Consider the following 23,527-nt stretch of genomic DNA (forward strand, 5'->3'; position numbering starts at 1 on the left):
GGTAGCGTCCGGCCGCATGGGCAGGGGGCACTGGTGGTCGCTCGGCGTGTTCGGCGTGCTGGTGGCGGCCACGTGGTGGGAGCCGTTGTGGCCGGGCGAGCAGGCGCTGCACACGTCGTTGACGGTGGTGGCGCTGGCGGCGCTGGCGTGGGTGCAGCGGCGGTGGCCTTTGCCGTTGGGGTCGTGGCTGCTGGTGCTGCTGTTCCTGTCCCTGCACACCATCGCCGCGCGGTGGCTGTACTCGAACGTGCCGTACGACCAGTGGGCGCACGCGCTCTTCGGGTTCCGCTTGTCGGAGGTGTTCTCCTGGCAGCGCAACCACTTCGACCGGCTGGTGCACTTCTTCTACGGCCTGTGCCTGGCCGGCGTGGTGGTGCGGCGGCTGGGGTGGTTGCGGACGCTGGAGGTCGTGGTGTCGACCAGTGCCGTGTACGAGTTGTTCGAGTGGGGCATCGCTCTGGCGTTGGCGCCGGACCTGGCCGAGGCTTACAACGGTCAGCAGGGCGACATGTGGGACGCGCACAAGGACATGGCTCTGGCGCTGGCGGGCGCGGTGGTCACGGTCGCCATCACCACCCTGCGCCCCCATCGGGTGGCGCTACCGGGGTAACGCCGGCGGCCGTCCGGACGAACCCCAGGTCATGAAGAAGGCTCTGGTCGCCGCCGGTCTGCTCGTCCTGGCCGGCTGCACCTCCGCTCCCCCTCCGGCCCCGGCACCGACCACCACGTCGATCGAGACCGCCACGAGCACGACCCAGGCGGCCAGCGGCGGTTTGACCTGCGAAAAGGCCCCCGAAGAGGTCGTCGGGGCGGCGCTCCAGCTCAACCTCGAGCACCCCAAGCAGACCGTCAACGGGATCGTGGTCGTCTGCCAGTACGAAGGCGGCGGCGCGAACACGATGGTGCGGTTCCAGCGGGAGTCGGACGCCGACGCCTTCGCCCAGGGCAAGAAGGGGTTCACCGACAGCGGCCAGCCGGTGACCGACCTGCCGGGGTTCTTCGACGAGGCCTACACCAGCACGCTGGGCACGGGCGAGGTCGTCCAGAACACCGTGGTCGCGCGCAAGGGTGACATCGAGGTCCTGGTGACGTCCGGGGCGAACTTCGAGCAGGAGAAGAAGCTCGTCACCGAGCTGTTCGACCGGCTCTAGCGCACCGCCGGCCGTCAGCGCTCCAGCACGGCCATCGCCGCGTTGTGGCCGCCGATCCCGCTCACGCCACCGCCCCGACGCGCCCCGGCGCCGCAGACGAACAGGTTCGCCACGTCCGTCTCCACGCCCCAGCGACCCACCTCGTCCTCGGTCTCCGCGAACGGCCACGCCAGGTCGCCGTGGAAGATGTTGCCGCCCGGCAGGCCCAGTTCGGCCTCCAGGTCCAGCGGTGACCGGGCCTCCAGGCACGGCTTGCCGTCGGCATCGCGGGCCAGGCAGTCCTCGATGGGCTCCTCCAGGTGCTCGTCGAGCGCCTTGAGGTAGCGGGCCACCACCTGGTCGCGCGTGTCCGGGTCGGTGAACAGGCTCGCCGGGGTGTGCAGGCCGAACAGGGTCAACGTGTGCCGGCCCCGCTCGGCCAGGTCCGGCGCGAGGATGGACGGGTCGGTCAGCGTGTGGCAGTACAGCTCGGCCGGCAGGACGTCCGGGACCTTGCCGTCCGCGCTCTGCCGGTAGGCCGATTCCAGCTCGCTGTACGACTCGTCGACGTGCAGCGTGCCGGCGAACGCGACCGCGGGGTCCACGCCCGACTTCAGCCGGGGCAGGCGTTCCAGCAGCATGTTGACCTTGAGCTGTGAACCCTCCGCGCTGCTGGACTCCTTGCCGCGCAAGGTGTCCAGGACCGAAGGCGCGACATTCGACAGGACGAACCGCGCACCCACCGTGCGGCCGTCGAACTCGACCTCGGCGGTCTTGCCATCAGCGTCCACTCTGGACACTTCGGCTCCGGTGACGATCTCCACCCCGGCCTCGCGCGCGACGCGTTCCAGTTCCGCCGTCACCGTGCCCATGCCGCCGGCCGGGACCTTCCACTCCCCCGAACCGTTGCCGATGACGTGGTACAGGAAGCACCGGTTGGCACGGAGGTCGTGCAGCGAGGTGTGGGTGCCGATCAGGGCGTCCGTGGCCACGACACCGCGCACGATGTCGTTGGTGAACAGCTCCTCCAGGGTCGCCCCCAGCGGACGTTCGAAGACCTGTTCCCACAACCGCATCCTGGCCACGGCGTCCACGCGGATGCGGGCGTGGTCGCGGGAGACCAGGGGCTCCAGGAGGGTGGGCGCGAGGGCGCCGGCCAGGAGTTCGAGGTCGGCGTACCAGCGCTGCCAGCGTTCGTACTCCTCGTCCGAGCCGGTCAAGGCGCGGAAGGACGCGGCGGTCGCCGGGCCGGGGGTGCGTTCCACCAGGAGGTCGCCCGCCGGGGTGTAGGACGAGACGGCGCGGGAGCGCAGGTCGACGCGCAGGCCCAGGTCGTCGACGATGCGGTCGGGCAGCAGGCTCACCAGGTAGGCGTAGCGCGACAGGCGGGCGGGGACGCCGGCGAAGACCTGCTCGCTCACGGCCGCGCCACCCACGTGGTCGCGCTTCTCCACCACCAGCACCGAACGGCCGGCTCGGGCCAGGTACGCCGCGGCGACCAGGCCGTTGTGCCCGCCGCCGACCACCACCACGTCGTAGGAGTCCACGCCGGGAACCCTAGCCGGTGAACAGCGCCGTCACCTTGCGGATCAGCTCCACCAACCCGTAGGCGAGCGGAATGCCCACCCACAGCCACGCGAACACCACCAGGCCACGCCTCACCGGGCCACCTCCAGTTCCGGCTCGTGGTGCCGGGCGGCCACCGGGCGCACCAGCTCGTTGGCCACGAAACCGACCGCCAGCAGGGCGATCATGATGTACAGGGACGTCGTGTACAGGTCCGGACCGGCCTTGCCCGCGGCCTTCTGGCTGTCCGCGATGGCGTTGACGATGAGCGGACCCAGGACGCCGGCCAGTGACCACGCGGTGAGCAGGCGACCGTGGATCGCACCCACCTGGTACGTTCCGAACAGGTCCTTGAGGTAGGCCGGGATGGTGGCGAAACCGCCGCCGTAGAAGGACAGGATCAGCATGGCGCACACGACGAACAGCACCTTGGACCCGTTGCCCGCCAGCGCGAGCACCAAGTAGGTCAGGGCACCCACGCCGAGGTACAGGCGGTAGATGTTCTTGCGGCCCACCAGGTCCGATGTGGACGACCACGTGATCCGGCCCACCATGTTGGCCAGGGAGAGCAGGGCGACGAAACCGGCGGCGGCGCCGGCCGCGACCGGGGTCGACGTCTCGGCGAAGAAGTCGCGGATCATCGGCGACGCCTTCTCCAGGATGCCGATGCCGGCGGTCACGTTGAAGCACAACACGACCCACAGGCACCAGAACTGCGGTGTGCGCAAGGCGTTGCGCGCGGAGACGTTGACGACCGACCGGGTCACCTTCTGCTCCGCCACGGTCGGCGGCACGCGGATGAGCAGCACCCCCACGGACATGAACACCGCGTACACCAGGCCGTGGGTGAGGAACGTCTGCGCGATGCCGGTGTGGTCCTTGCCGAACGACTCCAGCATCTGCGCGGACCACGGCGAGGCGATCAACGCGCCGCCGCCGAAGCCCATGATGGCGATGCCGGTCGCCATGCCCGGCCGGTCCGGGAACCACTTGATCAGCGTCGACACCGGCGAGATGTACCCGATGCCCAGGCCGATGCCGCCGACGAACCCGTAGCCCAGCACCACCAGCCAGTACTGCTGCGTCCACGCGCCCAGCGCCGAGATCAGGAAGCCGGACGAGAAGCAGGTCGCGGACACGAACATGGCCCAGCGCGGCCCGTTGCGCTCGACCAGGGTGCCGCCGAACGCCGCCGACAGGCCGAGCATGACGATGCCGAGTTGGAAGGGCAGGGCGCTCTGGGTGCCGGTGAGGTGCAAAGCGCCCTCTAGAGGCGGCTTGAAGACGCTCCACGCGTAGGCCTGCCCGATCGCCAAGTGCACCGACAGCGCGGCCGGCGGCACCAGCCAGCGGTTCCAGTCGGGTGGGGCGATGGTCCGAGAGCGGTCGAGGAAACCCACCCGGGAACCCATTGGCCGACACCTCCGTAACCTGGTTGGTGGCTCACGCCGAAACTTAGCGTCGGGAAGGAGTTCCACGATGGGGCGAGTCACGGTCCGTCGCCCAGTGGTCACGTATTCGCGACGAACGCACCGGACGCGGGTGGACGCACTGGCCGCCGAGGAGCCGTTGGAGCTGCGCGTCGGGGGCACGGCGTTGACCGTGACCATGCGCACACCCGGCCACGACGTGGAGTTGGCGCACGGGTTCCTGCTCAGCGAGGGCGTGATCGGGGGTATGGCCGACGTCTCGGTGGCCCGGTTCTGCGAGGGCACCGGACCGGACGGGCTCAACACCTACAACGTGCTGGACGTGACGCTGGCCGACCACGTGCCGCCGCCGGACACGGGTGTGGAGCGCAACTTCTACACGACGTCGTCGTGCGGAGTGTGCGGCAAGGCGGCGCTGGACGCGGTGAAGCTCAAGACCCGCTTCTCCCCCGCCCAGGACGACGTGCGGGTGGACGTGGACGTGCTCACCGGCCTGCCGGACGCGTTGCGGTCCCGGCAGAAGGTGTTCTCGTCGACCGGCGGGTTGCACGCGGCCGGGCTGTTCACCGGATCGGGTGAGGCGCTGGTGGTGCGAGAGGACGTCGGGCGGCACAACGCCGTGGACAAGGTGCTGGGCTGGGCGGTCCTGAACAACCGGGTGCCGTTGGCCGGGGTGGTGCTGATGGTGTCCGGGCGGGCGTCGTTCGAGCTGGTCCAGAAGGCGGCTATGGCCGGGATCCCGGTGCTGGCGGCGGTGTCCGCGCCTTCCTCGTTGGCTGTCGAGCTGGCTGAGGAGCAAGGGGTGACGCTGGCGGGCTTCGTCCGGGGTGATTCGTTGAACGTCTACGCGCACGAAGGACGGATCACCGCTTGAGACCGTTGGACGGAGTGCTGGTCGTCAGCCTCGAACAAGCCGTTGCCGTGCCCTACGCGACCAGGTTGCTGGCCGACCTGGGTGCCCGGGTGGTCAAGGTGGAGCGGCCCGACGGCGGTGACTTCGCCCGGCACTACGACCACGCCTGCGGGGACGTCTCGTCGTACTTCGCCTGGACGAACGCGGGCAAGGAGTCGCTGACGCTCGACCTCAAGCACCCCGACGGGCGCGAGGTGTTGGACAAGCTCGTGACCAGCGCGGATGTCGTGCTGTGCAACCTGTCGCCGGGCGCGGCGCGTCGCATTGGTGTGGACGCCGACACGCTGCGCGCGCAGCACCCGACCCTGGTCGTGGGCGAGCTGTCCGGCTATGGCGACGCCGGTCCGTACGCCGAGCGCAAGGCGTACGACGCACTTGTGCAGTCCGAGGCGGGTCTGGTGGAGCTGACCGGCGAGGGTGACGTCACGGCCCGCGCCGGCATCTCGGTGGCCGACATCGCCGCCGGCGTGCAACTCCAGTCGGCCGTGCTCGCGGCCCTGCTGCACCGCGCCCGCACCGGTGAGGGAGCCACGCTGCGGTTGTCGCTGTTCGAGGCGATGGCCGAGTGGATGCACCAGCCGATGCTGTACGCGGTCGGAACCGGCCGGGCGGCGCCGCGCACGGGCGCGCACCACCCCAGCATCGCCCCCTACGGTCCGTTCGCTTGCCGGGACGGCGCAGTGCACCTGGCCGTGCAGAACGACCCGCAGTGGCGGCGGCTGTGCGCGGTGCTGGGCCGGCCGGAACTGGCCGACGACCCGCGCTTCACCACGGTCACCTCCCGCGTCGAGCACCGCAGCTCTTTGCACGCCGAACTGGACTTCTCGGGTTGGTCCGCTGCCGAACTGCTCAAGGCGCTGGACGCGGCCGACGTACCTGCCGCGCGCACCCGGAGCGTCGCCGAACTGCCCGACCACCCGCAGCTCGTCGCCCGCGACCGAGGGGTCCGAGTGGCCGTGCCGGGCGGTGAGGTCGGGATGTTGAGGCCGTCCGTGGACTCGTCGGCGTGGACGGCCGCACCCGGCGCCGTGCCCGCGCTGGGCGAGCACACCGACCACGTGCTGCGCACGCTCGGCTACTCGGACGAACGGATCTCGGACCTGCGTCACAGCGGGGCCGTGTAGGCGAAACGCCTGGAACGGCGGCGGCGATGGGCTCAGGGGGAGTTCGCCGGAGGGGGACATGGTCAGCAGACGCACGGTGCTCGGCGCCTTGGGGGTGGCGGGCCTCGCCGCAGCGGGACTCGCACTGGACGACCGGGCACCGTTCGGCGAGTCACTGCGGCACGCGCTCGGCGTCGCCGGTCCTGTCCCGGCACCCAAGCGAGCGGTCGTGAAGGCGGAACGCGTGTGGTCCCGCTACCGGGGCCGCGAGGTGGAGTTGCTCACACTGGTCCCGCCGGGCGTGGGCACTCGGGGTCTTCCCATGTCGATCCTGCTGCACGGCAGGTATGGCAGCGCCGGGTACGCCGCCGTGGGTGGGCTGCCGGAGGCGCTGGTGGCCGCCGTGTCACGGGGTTCGGTGTCGCCGTTCGGGTTCGTCGCGGTGGACGGCGGGGACAACTACTGGCACGAGAACGTGCCCGGCGACGACCCGCTGGCGATGCTGCTGGAGGAGATCCCGCAGTGGCTGTCGGAGCGCGGCTTCGGGCCGGTGTTCGCGGCCACGGGGACGTCGATGGGTGGGTTCGGGGCGCTGCTGTACGCCAGACGGCGGCATGAGCGTCGAGAGCCGCTCAAGGCGGTTGCGACTCTGGCTCCAGCGCTGATGACTTCTTGGGACGAGATGCGCACGCGCAACGCGTTCGCTGACGAGGCCCAGTGGGCTTCTCTGGACCCACTGCGGAACCTGCGGGCGCATGGGGATGTGCCGGTTGGGGTGTGGGTCGGCGACAAGGACTGGTTCATCGAGGGCACGCGGCGGTTTATCGCGGCCACCAAGCCCGCCGTGGCCACCATCGTGCCCGGTGGCGCCCACGACGATTCCACCTACCGCAAGGTGGTCCCCGACGTGATCCGCTTCTTGGGCCGGCGCTTGCCTTAGCTTGCGCTTCGCGCTCTTGGGACGCGCTGGCGCGCTCTCAAGATCAAAAGCGGCGCTCGCCGCGCGGCAGGCCCCCGGGGGTGGAAGGGCGTCGGTTTCTCCCCCGTACGGCCTGCCGGAGGCAACCACCCTTTGGCCCTCTTCGCAACCGGTAAAGCGTGGTTGCAAAGAGGACCAAAGCGTGGTTGGGCTGCGCCCAGGCCGTACGGGGGAGAAACCGAGGCCCTTCCTGTGGCTGGCAGCCACGCGGAGCGCCTGCGGCGCGAAAAGCCTGCGCCCTGCGGCGCGGAGGGCCGCGCGGCGGGCGGCGGGGCGGTGCCGTTCGGCGTGGAGGCGGGGCGGGGGCGGGAAGGGTGTCAGCGAGGGGTGAGCGGAGTGCGGTCGCTGCGGACCCACTTCAGGACTGCGGGCCAAGGGCCGTAGCCGGCTGCCACGTTCAGGTGTGCGCCGCCCACGACGACGTCGAGGTCCAGGCGCAGTGCCTCCGCCAACTCCTTGCCCTGCGCCAACGTGCAGTAAGGGTCGCCCTCGCCCAGTACCAAGCGGGTCGAGGCGGCGGCCCTGCGTGTCAGCGTCGGGTCCAGGGGTGGGTGCAGGAACTCGGTGATGGCGGGCTCGTCCGTGAAGCCCACGTGCACCGGGGCCACCAGCAGGGCTCGATCCACGCGCAAGGCCGGGTCGAACTCCCCTGCGGCGTGGTGCAGCCACAGGAGGCACGCCAGGGAGTGCGCGAGGACCACCCGTTCACCCTCCCGGGGGGCCGCGGCGAGGTGTTCGCGCAGCTCTGCGAGCCACACGTCCAAGCGCGGTTCATCCGGGAGGGTGAACTGGGGCACGTCCACCTGGCCACCGTGGTGGGCCAGTTCGCCCGCCAGCCAGTTCTGCCAGTGCGTCGGCCCGGAACCGCCCAGGCCGTGCAGGATGAGCGTGTACGGGAGGCTCACGCCGACTTCTCGCGGCGTTCCCGGCGGGACGGCTGCCGAGCCACGATGGTCGGGTTCACGTTCTCCTTCACCGTCTGCTCGGTGATGACGACCTTGGCGACGTCCGAACGGCTCGGGATGTCGTACATCACCGGCAGCAGGACTTCCTCCATGATCGCCCGCAGGCCACGGGCGCCGGTGCCGCGCAGGATCGCCTGGTCGGCCACGGCCTCCATCGCGGTCCGCGTGAACTCCAGCTCCACGCCGTCCATCTCGAACAGCTTCTGGTACTGCTTGACCAGGGCGTTCTTCGGCTCGGTGAGGATGCGGACCAGCGAGGCCTTGTCCAGGTTCGTGACGCTGGCCACCATCGGCAGGCGCCCGATGAACTCGGGGATCAGGCCGAACTTGATCAGGTCCTCGGGCATCGACTCGGCGAAGTAGTCCGCCGCGTCGACCTCGGCCTTCGTGCGCACCTCGGCGCCGAAGCCCAGGCCGCGCTTGCCGATCCGGTCCTGGATGATCTTCTCCAGGCCCGCGAACGCGCCCGCCACGATGAACAGCACGTTCGTGGTGTCGATCTGGATGAACTCCTGGTGGGGGTGCTTCCGGCCGCCCTGCGGCGGCACGGAGGCCGTGGTGCCCTCCAGGATCTTCAGCAGCGCCTGCTGCACGCCCTCGCCCGAGACGTCCCGGGTGATCGACGGGTTTTCACTCTTCCGGGCGATCTTGTCGACCTCGTCGATGTAGATGATCCCGGTCTCGGCCCGCTTGACGTCGTAGTCCGCCGCCTGGATGAGCTTGAGCAGGATGTTCTCGACGTCCTCGCCCACGTAGCCCGCCTCGGTCAGTGCCGTGGCGTCCGCGATGGCGAACGGGACGTTGAGCATCTTGGCCAGCGTCTGGGCCAGGTAGGTCTTGCCGCACCCGGTGGGACCGAGCATGAGGATGTTCGACTTGGCCAGTTCCACGCCGTCGTCGCGACCCTCACGCCCGCGGTCACCCGCCTGGATGCGCTTGTAGTGGTTGTAGACCGCCACCGAGAGCGTCCGCTTGGCCTCGTCCTGGCCAATCACGTACTGGTCGAGGAACTCGTGGATCTCGGCGGGCTTCGGCAGCTCGTCGAGCTTCACGTCGCCGGCTTCGGCCAGCTCTTCCTCGATGATCTCGTTGCAGAGGTCGATGCACTCATCGCAGATGTAGACACCGGGGCCGGCGATGAGTTTTTTCACCTGCTTCTGGCTCTTTCCGCAAAAAGAGCACTTCAGCAGGTCGCCGCCGTCACCGATACGCGCCATGACCGCTGACCTCTGTCCCCTCCGGCGCACGACCTGGTGAGGTGCGCCTGACTGCTGTTCGGCTTACGCCCGCCGGCTGCGGGGTCAACCTCTTCCCCTCGACGGTACCTGGCCCACCCGCCTGTGCGGGAGGACCAGCGTGCCCCCGACACACCGAACCACCCAGGATCCCTGGTCGGTTCGGCGTGTCGGGCGACACGCCGGGACTCACTTCGCGGAGAGCTTCCGGTACGGCAGGACGCTGTCCACGATGCCGTAGTCCTTGGCCTCTTCGGCGGTGAGGATCTTGTCGCGTTCGATGTCCGTGCGCACCTGTTCGGGCGTCCGGCTGGTGTGCTTGGCCAGCGTGGTCTCCAGCAGGCGGCGGACGCGCTGGATCTCGTTGGACTGGATCTCCAGGTCCGACACCTGGCCGTAGACGCCCTCGGTGGCCGGCTGGTGGATCAGGATCCGCGAGTTCGGCAGCGCGTGGCGCTTGCCCGGCGTGCCCGCCGCGAGCAGCACGGCGGCGGCCGAGGCGGCCTGGCCCAGGCAGTAGGTCTGGATGTCCGGGCGGACGAACTGCATGGTGTCGTAGATGGCCATCAGCGAGGTGAACGAGCCACCCGGCGAGTTGATGTACATCAGGATGTCGCGGTCCGGGTCCTCGGACTCCAGCACCAGCAGCTGGGCCATCACGTCGTTGGCCGACGCGTCGTCCACCTGCACGCCGAGGAAGATGATGCGCTCCTCGAACAGCTTGTTGTAGGGGTTGGACTCCTTGATGCCGTAGCTGGTGCGCTCGACGAACGACGGGAGCACGTACCGGGACTGCGGCGCGTGGAACTGGCTCACTTGGTTACTCCTGGTCGGTGTGCTCGCCGGGTCAGTTGGTGTTCGCCTGGCTGGCGCGGGTGATCACCTTGTCCACGAAGCCGTACTCCAGGGCCTCCTGGGCGGTGAACCAGCGGTCGCGGTCGGAGTCCGCGATGATCCGCTCCACCGGCTGACCGGTGTGCTCGGCGATCAGCTCGGCCATCTCCCGCTTGGTGCGGGTGAGCATGTCCGCCTGGATGGCGATGTCGGCCGCCGTGCCGCCGACGCCCGCCGAGGGCTGGTGCATGAGGATCCGGGCGTGCGGGAGCGCGTGGCGCTTGCCGGGGGTGCCCGCGGAGAGCAGGAACTGGCCCATCGACGCCGCGAGGCCCATCGCGTAGGTCGCCACGTCGGGCTCGATGAGCTGCATGGTGTCGAAGATCGCCATGCCCGCGGTCACCGACCCGCCGGGCGAGTTGATGTAGAGCGTGATGTCCTTCTCGGGGTCCTCGGCCGCGAGGAGGAGCAGCTGTGCCGTGATCTGGTTGGCGATGCCCTCTTCGACCTGCGACCCCAGCACGATGATCCGCTCGCGGAGCAGGCGCTCGTAGACCGAGTCGTTGAGGTTCATCCCCGTGGCCGACCGCATCTCGGGCGTCGGGAAGAAGTGCTGCGTCACGTCTGCCTGCCTAACTTTTTGCCGAAAAGAGTCTCGTGACAACGACCTTAACGAAGGCGGGCGGCGTCGCCTTCCCGACACCGCCCGCGTTCGCTCAGGGCTTCACTCCAGGGTGATTTCGCAACCGCCCGATCAGGCGTTCGGCGCAGCCGCGGATTCCTCAGTGGACTGCGCTTCGGCCGCCTTGGGCTCGCCGAAAAGCTCGTCCAGGTCCAGGGCGTTGCCGGAGCTGTCGGTCACGGTCGCCTGGCGCACCACCGACGCCAGCGCCTTGCCGCGGCGCACGTCGGCGAAGATGGCGCCGAGCTGGCCCGACTGCTGGGCGCGCTTGACGTACTCGTCCGGGCTGATGCCGAAGCGCTGGGACTGGTAGATGATCCGCTCGGTCAGCTCGGCGTCGGACACGCCCAGCTCCTCGGCGTCGGCGATGGCGTCGAGCACGAGCTGCGTCTTGACCGCCTGCTCGGCGGCGGTGCGCACCTCGGCGTCGAACTCCTCCTTGGTCTGCCCCTGCTCGGACAGCCACTCGGCGAAGCGCGCCTCGTCGTGGTCGAACGCGTGGACGGCGTCGTGCTCGCGGGCCTCGACCTCGCCCTGGACGACGGCCTCGGGCAGCGGGACCTCGACGGCCGCCAGCAGCGCCTCCAGGACCTTGTCCCGGGCCTGGACGCCCTGCTGCATCTTCTTGACGCGGCCCAGGCGGACCTTCAGGTCCTCCTTGAGCTCGTCCAGGGTGTCGAACTCGCTGGCCAGCTGGGCGAACTCGTCGTCCAGCTCGGGCAGCTGCCGCTCCTTGACGGAGTTGAGCACCACGGTGACCTCGGCCTCGCGGCCGGCGTGCTCACCGGCCACCAGGGTCGTGGTGAAGGTCTTGGACTCGCCCTCGGAGGCGCCCACCAGGGCGTCGTCGATGCCCTCGACGAGCTGGCCGGAGCCGATCTCGTAGGACAGGCCGGTGGTCTTGGCCTCCTCGACCTCCTCGCCGTCCACGGTGGCGGCCAGGTCGACGGACACGAAGTCGCCGGTCTGGGCCGGGCGCTGGACGCCGGCGAGGGTGCCGAAGCGGGCGCGCAGCTCGTCGAGCTGGGTCGCCACGTCCTCGTCGGTGACCTCCTGCTCGTCCACGGTCACCGACAGCTCGCCGAAGGCGGGCACGGTGATCTCGGGGCGGACGTCGACCTCGGCGGTGAACGCGAGCGACTCGCCGTCCTCGATCTTCGTCACCTCGAAGTCGGGGCGGCCCAGCGTGCGCAGCTCGCCGGAGCTGACGGCCTCCAGGTACTTCGCGGGGATGGCCTCCTGCACGACCTCGTCCAGGACGGGCGCGCGGCCGATGCGGCTCTCCAGCACGCGGGCGGGAGCCTTGCCGGGGCGGAAGCCGGGGATGCGGACCTGCTTGGCCAGCTTGCGGTAGGCGCGGTCGAAGTCCGACTTGAGCTCGTCGAACGGCACCTCGACGTTGATCCGGACCCGCGTCGGGCTCAGGTGCTCGACGGTGCTCTTCAACGTGGTCTCCTCGTAACGGGCAGGACGTGCGGAACACCCCGGCGACGCCCGCGCGGGGGCCGGAGTGGAGACCCGAGTCTATGCGGTGCGCCGCGACCCGGGTGGCCGACCCCGGATGTCGTCGCACGACGCGCGCGCACGCGAGCGCCCCGGCCGTGCCCGGCACCGTTCACACCCTCACGCTCCGCGAGTTGCGCACCTCACGCTCCGCGATCCGCGCTCGTCACGCTCCGCGACCGGCCTCGGTCGAAGAGTGCCCCGGCCCCGGTCACCACCTGCCGTCCACCGGCCCTCCACCGGCCGTTCACAGGGCCGCTCGGGCCATTTTCCCGGCCGGCCCCGACGGACGGCGCAGCGCGTTCTGGCATTCGGCCCAATACGATTTGCGGGTGGTTACCGGGTTTTCCATTTTCGGACACCCGGAATGCATTCACCCGACCGTGAGGCGGGTATGCACCCGACGACCCGTCCGGCGGTGCCCCGGCACGCGAACTCCGCACCGTTGCGGACACGTCCGTGCGGGCCTGACCGCATCGAGCGGGGTTGCCCGTGCCCCGCTCCGGCCGCATCCATACGCACGAACGGACGAACACCCGTCATCAGTACTAGGCCATTGGAGTGGCTCCGCCGGTCGTTGACTCAGCGAAACGCCCCATCACCCAGCGAAGTCGGGAGACGATGGTGTAACACGGATGTCGTAACAGCGACTAACGTTCCGCGACGAGCACGGGGAGGGGGTTCGCCACAAGGGGTGAATTGGGGCCGTTCGGAGTAGCGCTCGACGGAAAAGTTTCACTTGTCGAGATGACTCCACTCGCCGTAGTCCATTAGTGTGGGTTTCAGGTAGCGTGACGCCCGGACCCGCATCGCTGGACCACGAAATAATTCACGTTGCCGGACGTTCTGGGGGGCCAGCAGCGGACGCCACCGGCAACCGGGACCGAGGAACGAGCGAGACAATGTCATCGAGCTTCTTAACCACCTACCAGACAAGGTGCCGATGACCCGATGAGAGCCATTCCGCCGCTGCCGAACAGTGCCCCAGGACCTGACCCGGGCGTCGGCTGTGCACACCATCGCGTCGGCTTCCGACAGGTTCTGGCAACCACACGAGTCCATCGGGTACCGCCCCTCACGGCAGAGCAGCGATGTTGATCATCGAGTAGTGGATCAACTGCCGCCATGCACCGAACCCGCGGTCGGGTCGTCCCTCCGTCCGGCCGTGGATCACTTTCACGCACCGTTGGGGAGCTCCATGGAGACGCGTCAGCTTTTGGCGTTCACAACTGTGGTTCAAACGGGCAGTTTCACCAAGGCAGCCGCCACGCTGAATTGCTCGCAACCCACCATCACCACTCGGATCAAGGCACTCGAAGAGACCCTTGGGGTGCCGCTGTTCCGGAGACTACCGCGAGGCATACAGATGACCTCCGCGGGAGTCGAGCTGCTGCCTTTCGCGCGCAACATCATCACCTTGACCGACAAGGCGCGGAAAGCGATCACGATGAACGGCGAGCCGCACGGCAAGCTGGTCATCGGCAGCGCACAGAGTCTGACCGACTACCGACTGTTACCTCTGATCGAGTACATGTGCTGGAGGTACCCGAGCGTCCAGATCTCCCTGCACTCGCGGAACACCGCCACCAACCTGGCGTCGGTCCGCGAGGGACGGCTGGACTGCGCGTTCTTCATCGGCCCGGTCGAGGCCCGCGAGGGCTTGGAGACGACCGTGCTGTGCCCGGAGCCGCTGGTGATGGTCGCGGGCCCGACCCACGCCCTGACCCGGCGCTCGGTGATCACCGAGGACGAGCTGCGCGGCAGCACGCTCATCCGGGCGGAGAACGGCGCGAGCTACTACGAGCAGTTCGAGCAGGCACTGGGTTTGCAGGACGCCGAGTCCCGCTCGCCGGTGCTGGCTCTGGATTCGATCGACGCCGCGAAGCGCGCGGTGGCCTCGGGACTGGGGATCAGTTTGATGCCCGAGGTGACCGTGGCGGCCGAACTGGCGGACGGGCGGCTGTGCCGCCTGCCGTGGGTGCCCCCGTTCCGGGTGTACACGCAGTTCGCGTGGCGGCAGGACAACTCCACCAACCCGTCGGTGACCGCTCTGGTGTCCGCGGCGGCGCAGGTGGTGAGTGAACAGGTGGCCCAACCCGCCTGACCCGCACGACCACTGGGGAACGGCCGTTCTTGAGCGCCCAGGCGCGGGTGTGCTCAAGAACGGCACTGGAACAGGAAAAGCCCTGACCAACCACGAAGGTCGGCCAGGGCAACCGTCGGGGCGACAGGATTTGAACCTGCGACCCCCCGCTCCCAAAGCGGGTGCGCTACCAAACTGCGCCACGCCCCGGTCCCCACCACCCTATCGCGACAGGCTAAGCTGTCCCCGCGCCCACCCCCGTGGCCGCGATGCGGGTGTAGCTCAATGGTAGAGCCCCAGCCTTCCAAGCTGGTCATGCGGGTTCGATTCCCGTCACCCGCTCTCTGTCTCCCCCGCAGGCAGCTGCCTCGCGACCCGTCCGGCTCGGACGACCTTCCCCTCTTCTTGATCTTCCGTGCCCCTCGCGTGCCCTTGGCCGGCTCAGCCGCTGCCCTTCTCCGCCTTGACCTTCGCCTCGACCCCGGCCGCGCTTCTCCCGCGCCCGGGAGGGAGATCATGGACGCGTGGATGGGGCTGTGTCCCGGCAGGTCTCGCTGCGTCGCTCCGGCCTCCGCCTCCAGGTTGTTGCCTGTGCCTTCCAGGGTGGGGCTTCACTCGGGTGGGTGGCTTGGCGGGCGGGATGGCTGGGGGGTCGTAGCGTGGGGGCATGGTGACTTTTTTGGGGCAAGAGGCTGCTGATGATGCCCTTGGGGTTGGGGTGTTGTTGTTCCTTGCCGGGCTTGCGGTGGCCTTGTTCGTGTTGTGGGTGGCTGCTGTTGTGTCTGTGTTGCGGCATCCGCGGTTGACGGGTGGGGGGAAGTTTTTGTGGATCTTGGTGATCATTGGGTTCCCGTTGCTGGGAAGCATTGGGTGGTTTGTGGTGGGTAGGGACGCTCAGTTGGTCAAGAGTGCTGTGGGGCCGCCTGCTTCGACCATGATGTGAGCATGAGGCTTGATCAGATCGTGGTCGACTGTCGGGAGCCCGCACGCCTGGTGCGGTTCTGGGCTGGGTTGTTGGGTGGGGTCGTGGTTGAGCGGGGTCGGGGGTGGGCTCATGTTGAGCCGCCTGGGTGGCCTCGGGTTTCGTTTCAGCCTGTGCCGGAGGGGAAGAGCGGCAAGAACCGGCTACATCTTGACATCCGGGTGGACGACATCGGTGCTGCGGCGGAGAAGGCTGTGGGGCTGGGGGCTCGGGCGGTCGGGGGGATCGTGACCGATGAGCAGGGGAGTTTTCAGGTGTTGGCCGACCCTGAAGGGAATGAGTTTTGTTTCGTGGCGTAGGGACGATCCAACTGAGTGAAGGTCTTGGGAGTGGCTGGTTAGGAAGTTACTGCGCGCCATAGGGCCTCGCCGAAGCGGATGGCCAGTACCACCATGAGGAAGCCGATGCCGAAGGTCACCAGGCATCTCACCAGCAGTCGCAGCTTCGTGCGCGTCATCGGCACAGTGTGCGCCCTGCCCTCCCGCGCTGACCGTGGATTGGGTGTCTTGCGGACGACATCGCCAGAACAGCGGGGCTAGACGGTCGCGGCGGCTACGGCGGTGCGTAGGGCTCGGACTACGGACACGTCGCCCTCTACCGACAAGGCCGACTCCGGGACCCGGCCCCACAGCCACAAGTCCACCGCCGACGCCGAACCGGACACCACTGCCGCCGGGTCGGCCGAAGCGCAGAAGTCCACTACCTCCTCATGCAGCGCCACCGTCCACTCCCTGCCCGGCACGCGGAGGGTGACGGCGCGGCCGTCGCAGTGGGCCGCTGGGGGTAAGTGGCAGCCCAGCCACAAGCGCAGGACTTCCTCGATGCCATCGACGGCCAAGGCGTGATCCAGAGGCGCGGCTAGGCCGGCGGCGGACTGGGCGTCCACCCGGTGCACGGCCGTCTCGTGTGCCATACGGCGCAACCAGAACCCGAGCGTCCTGTCCCACGGGCACCACGTTGCCGCAGGTTCGGTGGCGCGTGCGGGGTCCAGTACGGCGATGAGGGATGCCGCCCCGATGCGGTACCAGTCGACGGGGTCGGCGCCGTTCGGGTCCTGGGGCCACTCGCGTGGTCTGCTGCCTCGCGTCACCCACCTCGCGACCAGGCGGTGCACGGAACCCACGTGCCGGATCAAGTCGTCCACGGTCATCCCGGGACAGCCCGGCACGGGTCGGTCCGGCGGCACGAGGTCTGCGGCCACCGCTAGCGCGGCTGCCTCGGTTCGGAGGGCGCCGCCCAGTGCGTGTGGGTCCACCCGTGCAGCATGTCCGAGGCCGGCCGCCCGGCGCGACCCCTGAAAACCCGTTCGCGCGAACCGGCCCCGCGGCGTATGAAGAACGGTCATGGCGCCGACCCTCCGCACGCTCCGCTACGACGAGCTGGCCACCTACCAGCACCTCTTCAACCAGGCCTTCCTGTTCGACAGCACCGAGAGCCGCCTGGAGCGGTGGCGGGACGTCTTCGAGCACGACCGGCACCACGGCGTCTTCGAGGACGGTGAGCTGCTCGCCGGCGCGGGTGTCCAGACCCGGGACATCACGGTGCCGGGCGGTGGACCGCAGCCGGTCGCGGCTGTGACGGGGGTGGCGGTGAAGCCGGGGCACCGCCGGCGCGGACTGCTCACCAGCCTGATGACCGCCCAGCTCACGAGCCTGCACGACGGCGGCGAGGCGATCGCGGCGCTGTGGGCGTCCGAAGCGGGCATCTACGACCGCTTCGGCTACGGCCCGGCCGCCGAGTTCAACCGGCTGTCCGTACCCGCCCGAGCGGCGTTCCGGCCCGGCGTGACGACCGGCGACACGCGGATCCGCGAAGCACCGGCCGCCGAGGCGATCCCGCTGATCAAGGCGCTCTACGACCGAGTCCGCCCGTCGCGCACGGGCTGGCTGAGCCGTGTCGACGCGATGTGGGACCACCACCTCGCCGACGAGGAGCACGACCGCGGCGGCCTCACCGCCTACCGGTACGTCCTGCACCCGCACGGCTACGCCGTCTACCGGGTCAAGAACGACTGGCAGGAGCAAGGCCCGCGCAACGAGCTGCACATCCGCGAGATCGCCGCGGAAACCGACGAGGCCTACGCCGCCCTGTACCGGTACCTGCTCGACCTGGACATGGTCGGCGAGCTGAAGTTCTTCACCGCCTCCGACGACCCGGTCCTGCACCTGCTGGCCGACCAGCGGCTGGCGCTCCGATCGCGGGCGGACTCGCTGTGGGTGCGGGTGGTGGACGTCGACCGGGCACTGCCGCTGCGGCGCTACCTCTCCGACGTGGACACCGTGCTGGACGTGCGGGACAGCTTCTGCCCGTGGAACGCGGGTCGCTGGCGGCTGACGGTGAAGGACGGCGAGGCGTCGGTCCGCCGCGTGGACGACGACCCGGACGTCGAACTCGACGTCCAAGCCCTCGGCGCGGCCTTCATGGGCGGCACCCGCCTGGCCACGCTCGCCCGCGCGCAGCGGGTGCGTGAACTCACGCCGGGCGCCCTGAACGCCCTCTCACACGCCTTCCTCGGCGACCGCGAACCCCACTGCCCCGAGGTCTTCTGACCCCACGGGAACCCGGAGCCACCCGGAAATCGTTGAACCGGGCACAACGCCCGTCGCTGTCCCGGGAGGCCCTGGTGAACGCCACCATCGTGGTGCTCGTGCTGATCGTCCTGGTCGTGGGCGGCGGGTGGTACCTCGCGAAGACCCGTGCCGCGGCCCGTCAACGCGCCCTGGAAGACGCCCAGGCCGAGGCGCGCCGCTGGGTGGAGCGCCTCGGTGGCCAGGTGATGAGCCTGACCGGCACCGACGTCGCCTCCACCCAGGCCCTGGCCGACGCCTCCGAACGCTTCACCGCCGCCGGCTCGCAGATGGAGCAGGCCCGGACGCTGGAGCAGTGCAAGCTGGTCACCCAGACCGCGATGGAAGGCCTGTACTACGTCCGCGCGGCCCGCACCGCGATGGGCATGGACCCCGGCCCCGAGCTGCCGGACCTGAACGGCCAGGGCCGCGCCGGCAAGGTCTCGGAGGAGCGCGAGGTCACCGTGCAGGGCCACAACTACGCGGCCTCCCCGCGCCCCGGCTCCCACACCCCGCACTACTACCCCGGCGGCATGGTGGCCGGGCGTCCCGTGCCGCAGGGCTGGTACAGCGAGCCGTGGTGGAAGCCCGCTCTGGTGGCGGGCGTGTGGGGCGTGGGCACGTTCCTGCTGTTCGACGCCATGTTCACCGGGATGGCCGGTGTGGCGATGGCCGACGCCTACTCGGACGGCTACGCCGACGGGATGGCGGCCGACGGCGGCGGCGACGCCGGTGGTGGTGACTTCGCCGGTGGTGACTTCGGCGGCGACATGGGCGGCGGCATGGACTTCGGCGGCTTCTAGCCCGGAGCGCGTTGCGCGTGCCCGGAAGAGCACGCGCAACGCGTCTTCACACGGACTGGGTGCGCAGCACCGACACAGCGGCACCGCGGGCGCCGAACCACTGCTCCAACTCGGCCCCGACGAGCTTCAGCCCCGGCACGACCTCCGCGGGACCGTGCACGGTCCCGCGCATCCCGACCACCGTGGCGTCCACCAGCACCGCGTCCTGGAACGACGTCGACTCCACCACCGCGCCCGACAGGTTCGCCCGGCTGAAGTCGGCCCGGATGAAGGTCGCGTCGGTCAGGTTGGCGCCGCTCAGGTCGGCCTCGGTGAACCGGGCGTCCCTCGCGTCGGCCTTGGTCAGGTTGGCGGCCACCAGCTTGGCCCGGACGAAGCTCGCGCCCGGCACGAGAGCGCGCACCAGGTCGGCCTCGGTCAGGTCGGCGCGGATGAACCGGGTGCCCTCGCAGTGCGCCGCCCACAGCTCAATCCCGCGCAGCACGGTGTCGGCCATGTTCGCGCGGCTGAACCAGGACTCCACGAACGGGCCACCGGAGAGGTCCGCGCCGCGCAGGTCGAGTTCCAGGGCGTAGAGGGGCTGTGACGGGTCGGCCAACCACTCCCGGAACGCCTCCACCGCCTCGGCGGACGCGGGCCACCGCGGCGGCTGCCACGGGTCACGGGTACCAGATGATTCGGCCACCCCAACCCTCCTTCGCGACGACGGACTTCATGTTCTCGATGTCTGCGGCACTGGCGTTGCGCGTGTCCATGATGACGTTACGCCCGTCGTTGAACTGCTTCTGGACGGTGTCGCGGAACCACTGCTCGGTGTAGGCGTCCTTGAAGGGGCCGCTGTTGCGGACCTTCTCCGGCACGTCGGGCGGCCAGTCGGAGTGGGCGCCCTTCATGTCCCACCTCTGGCCGTTGGCGTCCACGAAGTCGCCCTTGCCGGAGATCAGGTTGCCGTTGGCGTCCTTGGGCCGGTCGAACGGGCCGTGGCCGCGTTCCTCCAGGTCGAGCATGACCCGGGCCTCGTCCTTGGAGCCGGGGCGGACCTTGCCGTTGTGGTCCGGGTCGCGGGAGACGTCGGCGAAGCGCTCCTGGTTCTTCGCCTCCAGCTCCTTCAGGTGCTTGTCCAGCGCGGCCTTCTCGGCCGGGGTCAGCTCCGGGTGGGGCTGGGACAGGTCCGTGGGCCGGCGCGGCAGAGCCGGGTGCGGGTCGCCGCCGGGGGTCGGGGTCGGCGGGTTGTTCTCACCGGGTGGTTTGCCCGAGCCGCCGCCGCTGCCGTTGCCGGGCGGGTTGCCGGGCGGGTTGCCGCCGGAGCCGGGTGGCGGGTCGGTGGGCTTGGGCGGGAGGTCGCCGCCCTGGGTCTTCGGCGGGGCGTCGACGCCGGAGGTGTTCGTGGTGCCGCCGGTCTGCGGGGGCTGGGAGACGGGTGCGCCGGAGGTGTTGGTGTTGCCGCCGGTGGGTGCGTCGGTGGTGCCCTTGGGCTTCACGTCGGTGTTGCCGGGCTTCTTCACCGGGTCCGGCGCGTGCGGCCCGCCGGGCGCGTCCGGGGCCTTGCGCAGCGCCTTGAGGCCGCGCTTGATCAGGTCCCACAGCTCGTCCAGGCGCGACAGCAGCGGGCGCAGCTTGGCGATCGACCGCAGCAGCAGGGCGATCTTGTCGCCGATCTTCGCGACCCACTTGGCGATGATCGCCGTCGCCGCCGCCACCACGTGCGGCGTCGCGAAGCCCAGCGTCACGGCCTCCTCGGCCAGCCACTGCGGGATGCGGGCGACCAGCGTGGCCACGCACTCGGCGATCAGGTCGCGCACCAGGCCGCGCACGGTGCCGACCAGGACGCCGCTGACCTCCACGACCGAGCTGATGATCCCGGCGCAGTTGGCGGCGGCGGTGATGTGCTGGGCCTGGTTGGTCACTGACACGCGGTAGGCGTCGGCGGCGGGACCGGTCCAGCCGGCCGTGCCGCGGGTGGTCTCGGCGGTCAGGTCGCCGCCCGCCCGGTTCACCGCCTGCGACACGTTCTGCCACGTCTTGGCGTAGGCCGCGATCTGGTCGCTGTCGCCGGCCAACCAGTTCAGGGCCTGGCGCAACGGCCCGATGTGCTCGATCAGCCACGACACCGCCGAGGCGACGAGCGAGCCGAACGGGTCCAGGACGAAGGACAGGGCCTCCAGGCCGGTGCCGGCCAGACCCAGCCCGGCTTCGACCCACGAGCCGTTCTGGACGCCGTTGTAGAGGTCGACGGACGACTCGACGATCCCGATGCCGGTGTAGGACTTCGTGGAGTCCTCGCGCGGCGCGACCAGCGGGTTGTTCATCAGGCGCCGCCCGCGAACGGACGGGTGTTGCCCTGCTCGACGGCGTCGTAGTCGGCGGCGGTGCGCCGGACGCCGGCGATGGTCTCGGCGACCGACCCGGCCACCTCGGTCAGCGACGCCACGCCGGCGTTGGCGATGAACACCATCATCGGCGGCAGCATCGAACACGTCTTGCCGTAGGCCGATCCGGACAGGCTGACCTGGCGCGCGGCGTCCACCGCCTGGTTCAGCTGGTCCTCCACGCCGCGCAACCGGTCGGCGTGGCCTCGTAACTCGTCGGCGACGACCTGGTAGCCGCTCACGCACACCCCCTACTCGGTGACGGCGGGACCATCCCAGTCCTCGTCGTCCTGGACGGGCCGCCGCACGGGCGGCGGAGGCGCCGACGGCCGCACCTGTTCCGCCCAGGGCGGGGTGTCGGGCGCCGGCTCGGGGAAACGCTGCCGGTACGACGAGACGAGCGCCTCGGCGGTTCCCGGGTCGTCCACGCCCACTTGGGTGACGATCTCGGACACCGCGCCCGCGATCCTCGCCTGCGCGCGGCGGATGGTCGCCATGATCGAGGCGGCGAGCGTCGCACCGGACACCTCACGCGCCTTGTCGGAGATCTCCAGGTGCTGCAACGCGCCGGACGCCCCCACGGACAACCGCACGAGCCCGTCCCGCGACACCTCGTGCACGGCGACCTCGGCCACCTGGTTGCTGACCTGCTGGTACTTCTCCGCCTTGGCCGCGACACCGGCCACCCACCGGGCGATCTCCTGCTCGGTGCGGACCTCGTCGCCGCCGAACACGGGTTCGGTCACCACGTGCCCCCTCTCCTGCACCGGTGATCGTTCCGGGCTCGGGATGCGTTAGCCCCGCAGGCTAGGGCGCTTGGCACCCCGGGCACCAGAACAGATTGCGTCCCACCAGATCAGCCATCGCCACCGGCGTGCCGCAGACCAGGCACGGCAGCCCGGCACGCCGATAAACGTAGACCTCGCCGCCATGCCGATCCTGCCGCGGCGCGCGCCCCGTCACCTCCGGCAGGTGCTCAGGCCGAACGGTGTCGATCCGGCCGACCTTCACACCGGCACGCATCAACACGGCCAAGTCCGCCCACAGGAGATCCCAGAGCGCGCGGTCGATGCGTTGGCCCGGCGTCAACGGGTGAACGCCGTGGCGGAACAGGACTTCCGCCCGGTAGACGTTGCCGACGCCCGCCAGAACCGCTTGGTCCATCAGGAGCACGCCGATGGGCTGTCGAGACTTGGAGATCTTCGCGAACGCCCGATCCGGGTCGGCGTCACGGCGCAGCGGGTCGGGGCCGAGGCGGGCGCGCAACGCCTTCACCTCGGCGTCGGTCAGCACCTCGCAGCGGGTCGGGCCGCGCAGGTCGGTCCAGTGGGTCTCGCCGACCAGGCGCATCCTGACCTGGCCCACCGGGTCGACCACGGGGTGCTCGAACTCCGTGAACGTCCCGTACAGGCCCAGGTGGACGTGCACGGTCGCGTCCGGGCCGTAGACGTGGAACAGGTGCTTGCCGTGCGCCTCGGCCTTCCGCAGCACCTGACCGTCCACAGTGGACGCACCGAACCTGCCCTGCGGGCTGGTGACCTCGACGGCGCGACCGGCGTAGCGGCGCTGGTGCAGGCGGGCGAGGCGGTGGAGGGTGTGGCCTTCAGGCACGGAACGGCACCACCGAGCACAGGTGGGTGCGCACGACCGTGCTGGAGTCGCGGCGCAGGATGTCCGAAGCCAGGGGCACCGCCCGCGCGCGGTCGTGCTTGGCCAGGACCGCGCAGAGGTCCGCGAGCTGGAGGGCCAGGTGGAAGCCTGGGGCGCCGAACCGCACGGGCTTCGGCTTCGGGAAGGTGCGCATGCGCCTCAGCGCCACCGGGACGGCGGACGGCGAAGGCACGACGGTGCAGACCGGCTTGGGCGCGGCGGTGGGAGTGGTCCAGGCGGGCTGTCCCAGTCCACGCTCGATCACCGCCGCGAGGTCGGGCGCGAAGGACTCGTCGTCCACCGCGTGCGCGAGCTGCCAGCCGAAGTAGAGCTGGTCCGCCTGGTCGATCATGGCCCGCAGGACGCGCCGGCGGTCGGGCTCGGCGTCCGGCGCGAACCGCGCCCCGTCCGCGACCGCGCCGGCCAGGGCCGGGAAGGTGAGGTCGCGGCCGGCGGCGTCGACGAGCATCCCGTGCCACGGCGACCCGCGCCCCTGCGACACCGTCGCCGCCACGACCGGGTACACCGGCGCGTGGCCCCACGCCGTGAGCGCCAGCAGGGCCAGGTAGCGGTGGTAGCGGGAAGCGTCGTCGTCCACCAGCACGGACCGCAGCCCCGGCACCCGTTCGAGGTACCGGGGCTCGTCGGCCGCCGCGTGGATGACCGTCTCGGGGTCCGGTAACCGGGCGCCGTCGAGATCGGTGAAGAGCAGGTCGCGGATCATCGGGTCGTC

Annotated in this window: 25 protein-coding genes and 2 tRNA genes; 11 read left to right on the forward strand and 16 right to left on the reverse strand. The window is 70.1% G+C overall.

The window, feature by feature from the left end; genetic code table 11:
• The first annotated feature begins 16 nt into the window (after window positions 1–16).
• Both WBN91_RS14415 and WBN91_RS14420 read left to right on the forward strand, forming a co-directional pair.
• Window positions 17–610 (forward strand): DUF2238 domain-containing protein, encoded by a 594-nt coding sequence (locus WBN91_RS14415; RefSeq protein ID WP_337723569.1) that lies wholly within the window; start codon window positions 17–19, stop codon window positions 608–610.
• A gap of 31 nt (window positions 611–641) precedes the next feature.
• Window positions 642–1,151 (forward strand): hypothetical protein, encoded by a 510-nt coding sequence (locus WBN91_RS14420; RefSeq protein ID WP_337723568.1) that lies wholly within the window; start codon window positions 642–644, stop codon window positions 1,149–1,151.
• A 14-nt stretch (window positions 1,152–1,165) separates the two neighbouring features.
• Here the strand turns inward: WBN91_RS14420 and WBN91_RS14425 are convergent, their stop codons facing one another.
• Genes WBN91_RS14425 through WBN91_RS14430 form a run of 3 tightly spaced genes read right to left on the reverse strand, consistent with a single transcriptional unit; the run spans window position 1,166 to window position 4,108 of the window.
• Window positions 1,166–2,677, reverse strand: a complete 1,512-nt coding sequence (locus WBN91_RS14425) for a phytoene desaturase family protein (RefSeq protein ID WP_337723567.1) — start codon at window positions 2,675–2,677, stop codon at window positions 1,166–1,168.
• Window positions 2,678–2,687: 10 nt separating this feature from the next.
• Window positions 2,688–2,792, reverse strand: coding sequence for an MFS transporter small subunit (locus WBN91_RS39165; RefSeq protein WP_443217723.1), 105 nt, complete (start codon window positions 2,790–2,792; stop codon window positions 2,688–2,690).
• Window positions 2,789–4,108 (reverse strand): OFA family MFS transporter, encoded by a 1,320-nt coding sequence (locus tag WBN91_RS14430; RefSeq protein ID WP_337723566.1) that lies wholly within the window; start codon window positions 4,106–4,108, stop codon window positions 2,789–2,791. The genes WBN91_RS39165 and WBN91_RS14430 overlap by 4 nt, the downstream gene beginning before the upstream one ends.
• Before the next feature lie 67 nt (window positions 4,109–4,175).
• On the opposite strand from WBN91_RS14430, the gene fdhD reads away from it, so the two are divergent.
• From fdhD to WBN91_RS14445, 3 genes are read left to right on the forward strand one after another with little or no spacing between them, the layout of a single operon-like run.
• Complete coding sequence (fdhD, locus tag WBN91_RS14435; RefSeq protein WP_337723565.1) at window positions 4,176–5,000, forward strand: formate dehydrogenase accessory sulfurtransferase FdhD; 825 nt, start codon at window positions 4,176–4,178, stop codon at window positions 4,998–5,000.
• Window positions 4,997–6,163: a CaiB/BaiF CoA transferase family protein gene (locus tag WBN91_RS14440; protein WP_337723564.1), complete on the forward strand. Its 1,167-nt coding sequence runs from the start codon at window positions 4,997–4,999 to the stop codon at window positions 6,161–6,163. Before fdhD ends, WBN91_RS14440 begins: the two co-directional genes overlap by 4 nt.
• A gap of 58 nt (window positions 6,164–6,221) precedes the next feature.
• The gene (locus tag WBN91_RS14445) at window positions 6,222–7,082 is read left to right on the forward strand and encodes an alpha/beta hydrolase (protein WP_337723563.1); all 861 of its coding nucleotides are present in this window, start codon (window positions 6,222–6,224) and stop codon (window positions 7,080–7,082) included.
• Between the two features lie 356 nt (window positions 7,083–7,438).
• Here the strand turns inward: WBN91_RS14445 and WBN91_RS14450 are convergent, their stop codons facing one another.
• The 5 genes from WBN91_RS14450 to tig all read right to left on the reverse strand — a co-directional run bounded on the left by WBN91_RS14450 (window position 7,439) and on the right by tig (window position 12,283).
• Window positions 7,439–8,026: an RBBP9/YdeN family alpha/beta hydrolase gene (locus tag WBN91_RS14450; protein ID WP_337723562.1), complete on the reverse strand. Its 588-nt coding sequence runs from the start codon at window positions 8,024–8,026 to the stop codon at window positions 7,439–7,441.
• Window positions 8,023–9,303 (reverse strand): ATP-dependent Clp protease ATP-binding subunit ClpX, encoded by a 1,281-nt coding sequence (gene clpX / locus WBN91_RS14455; protein WP_121222303.1) that lies wholly within the window; start codon window positions 9,301–9,303, stop codon window positions 8,023–8,025. Before clpX ends, WBN91_RS14450 begins: the two co-directional genes overlap by 4 nt.
• Window positions 9,304–9,510: 207 nt before the next feature.
• Complete coding sequence (locus tag WBN91_RS14460; protein WP_121222304.1) at window positions 9,511–10,137, reverse strand: ATP-dependent Clp protease proteolytic subunit; 627 nt, start codon at window positions 10,135–10,137, stop codon at window positions 9,511–9,513.
• A 31-nt stretch (window positions 10,138–10,168) separates the two neighbouring features.
• Window positions 10,169–10,777, reverse strand: a complete 609-nt coding sequence (locus tag WBN91_RS14465; protein WP_337723561.1) for an ATP-dependent Clp protease proteolytic subunit — start codon at window positions 10,775–10,777, stop codon at window positions 10,169–10,171.
• Between the two features lie 132 nt (window positions 10,778–10,909).
• Window positions 10,910–12,283: a trigger factor gene (gene tig / locus WBN91_RS14470; protein ID WP_337723560.1), complete on the reverse strand. Its 1,374-nt coding sequence runs from the start codon at window positions 12,281–12,283 to the stop codon at window positions 10,910–10,912.
• 1,255 nt (window positions 12,284–13,538) lie between these two features.
• Between tig and WBN91_RS14475 the strand changes: the two genes are divergently transcribed.
• The gene (locus tag WBN91_RS14475) at window positions 13,539–14,444 is read left to right on the forward strand and encodes a LysR family transcriptional regulator (protein WP_121222306.1); all 906 of its coding nucleotides are present in this window, start codon (window positions 13,539–13,541) and stop codon (window positions 14,442–14,444) included.
• Window positions 14,445–14,559: 115 nt separating this feature from the next.
• Here the strand turns inward: WBN91_RS14475 and WBN91_RS14480 are convergent.
• A tRNA-Pro gene (locus tag WBN91_RS14480) sits at window positions 14,560–14,633 on the reverse strand.
• Window positions 14,634–14,694: 61 nt separating this feature from the next.
• Between WBN91_RS14480 and WBN91_RS14485 the strand changes: the two genes are divergently transcribed.
• From WBN91_RS14485 to WBN91_RS14490, 3 genes are all read left to right on the forward strand, one after another.
• A tRNA-Gly gene (locus tag WBN91_RS14485) sits at window positions 14,695–14,765 on the forward strand.
• Window positions 14,766–15,090: 325 nt separating this feature from the next.
• A complete protein-coding gene (locus tag WBN91_RS39170) occupies window positions 15,091–15,366 on the forward strand; it encodes a PLDc N-terminal domain-containing protein (protein WP_443217727.1) in 276 nt (91 codons plus the stop codon).
• Between the two features lie 2 nt (window positions 15,367–15,368).
• Window positions 15,369–15,704 (forward strand): VOC family protein, encoded by a 336-nt coding sequence (locus WBN91_RS14490; RefSeq protein WP_337723559.1) that lies wholly within the window; start codon window positions 15,369–15,371, stop codon window positions 15,702–15,704.
• Window positions 15,705–15,940: 236 nt separating this feature from the next.
• Here WBN91_RS14490 and WBN91_RS14495 read toward each other — a convergent pair whose 3' ends face one another.
• The gene (locus WBN91_RS14495; protein ID WP_337723558.1) at window positions 15,941–16,660 is read right to left on the reverse strand and encodes a maleylpyruvate isomerase family mycothiol-dependent enzyme; all 720 of its coding nucleotides are present in this window, start codon (window positions 16,658–16,660) and stop codon (window positions 15,941–15,943) included.
• Between the two features lie 88 nt (window positions 16,661–16,748).
• Here WBN91_RS14495 and WBN91_RS14500 point away from each other — a divergent pair, with 88 nt between their 5' ends.
• Together WBN91_RS14500 and WBN91_RS14505 are read left to right on the forward strand one after the other, a co-directional pair.
• Window positions 16,749–17,954, forward strand: a complete 1,206-nt coding sequence (locus tag WBN91_RS14500) for a GNAT family N-acetyltransferase (RefSeq protein WP_337723557.1) — start codon at window positions 16,749–16,751, stop codon at window positions 17,952–17,954.
• A 74-nt stretch (window positions 17,955–18,028) separates the two neighbouring features.
• Window positions 18,029–18,775, forward strand: a complete 747-nt coding sequence (locus WBN91_RS14505) for a hypothetical protein (RefSeq protein WP_337723556.1) — start codon at window positions 18,029–18,031, stop codon at window positions 18,773–18,775.
• A gap of 46 nt (window positions 18,776–18,821) precedes the next feature.
• Here the strand turns inward: WBN91_RS14505 and WBN91_RS14510 are convergent, their stop codons facing one another.
• The 6 genes from WBN91_RS14510 to WBN91_RS14535 all read right to left on the reverse strand — a co-directional run bounded on the left by WBN91_RS14510 (window position 18,822) and on the right by WBN91_RS14535 (window position 23,518).
• Window positions 18,822–19,460, reverse strand: a complete 639-nt coding sequence (locus tag WBN91_RS14510) for a pentapeptide repeat-containing protein (protein WP_337723555.1) — start codon at window positions 19,458–19,460, stop codon at window positions 18,822–18,824.
• A complete protein-coding gene (locus tag WBN91_RS14515) occupies window positions 19,435–21,084 on the reverse strand; it encodes a WXG100 family type VII secretion target (protein WP_337723554.1) in 1,650 nt (549 codons plus the stop codon). The genes WBN91_RS14510 and WBN91_RS14515 overlap by 26 nt, the downstream gene beginning before the upstream one ends.
• Window positions 21,084–21,386 carry a type VII secretion target gene (locus WBN91_RS14520; protein ID WP_337723553.1) on the reverse strand — a complete coding sequence of 101 codons (303 nt, stop codon included), beginning with the start codon at window positions 21,384–21,386 and terminating at the stop codon, window positions 21,084–21,086. Before WBN91_RS14520 ends, WBN91_RS14515 begins: the two co-directional genes overlap by 1 nt.
• 9 nt (window positions 21,387–21,395) lie before the next feature.
• The gene (locus WBN91_RS14525) at window positions 21,396–21,890 is read right to left on the reverse strand and encodes a YbaB/EbfC family nucleoid-associated protein (protein ID WP_337723552.1); all 495 of its coding nucleotides are present in this window, start codon (window positions 21,888–21,890) and stop codon (window positions 21,396–21,398) included.
• Between the two features lie 61 nt (window positions 21,891–21,951).
• Window positions 21,952–22,755 carry an Fpg/Nei family DNA glycosylase gene (locus WBN91_RS14530; RefSeq protein WP_337723551.1) on the reverse strand — a complete coding sequence of 268 codons (804 nt, stop codon included), beginning with the start codon at window positions 22,753–22,755 and terminating at the stop codon, window positions 21,952–21,954.
• Entirely contained in the window at window positions 22,748–23,518 is a 771-nt protein-coding gene (locus WBN91_RS14535; protein ID WP_337723550.1) for a hypothetical protein, read from the reverse strand. Before WBN91_RS14535 ends, WBN91_RS14530 begins: the two co-directional genes overlap by 8 nt.
• Window positions 23,519–23,527: the final 9 nt, after the last annotated feature.

The sequence above is a fragment of the Saccharothrix sp. CCNWYY140 genome, assembly GCF_037401995.1.
GTDB lineage: Bacteria > Actinomycetota > Actinomycetes > Mycobacteriales > Pseudonocardiaceae > Actinosynnema.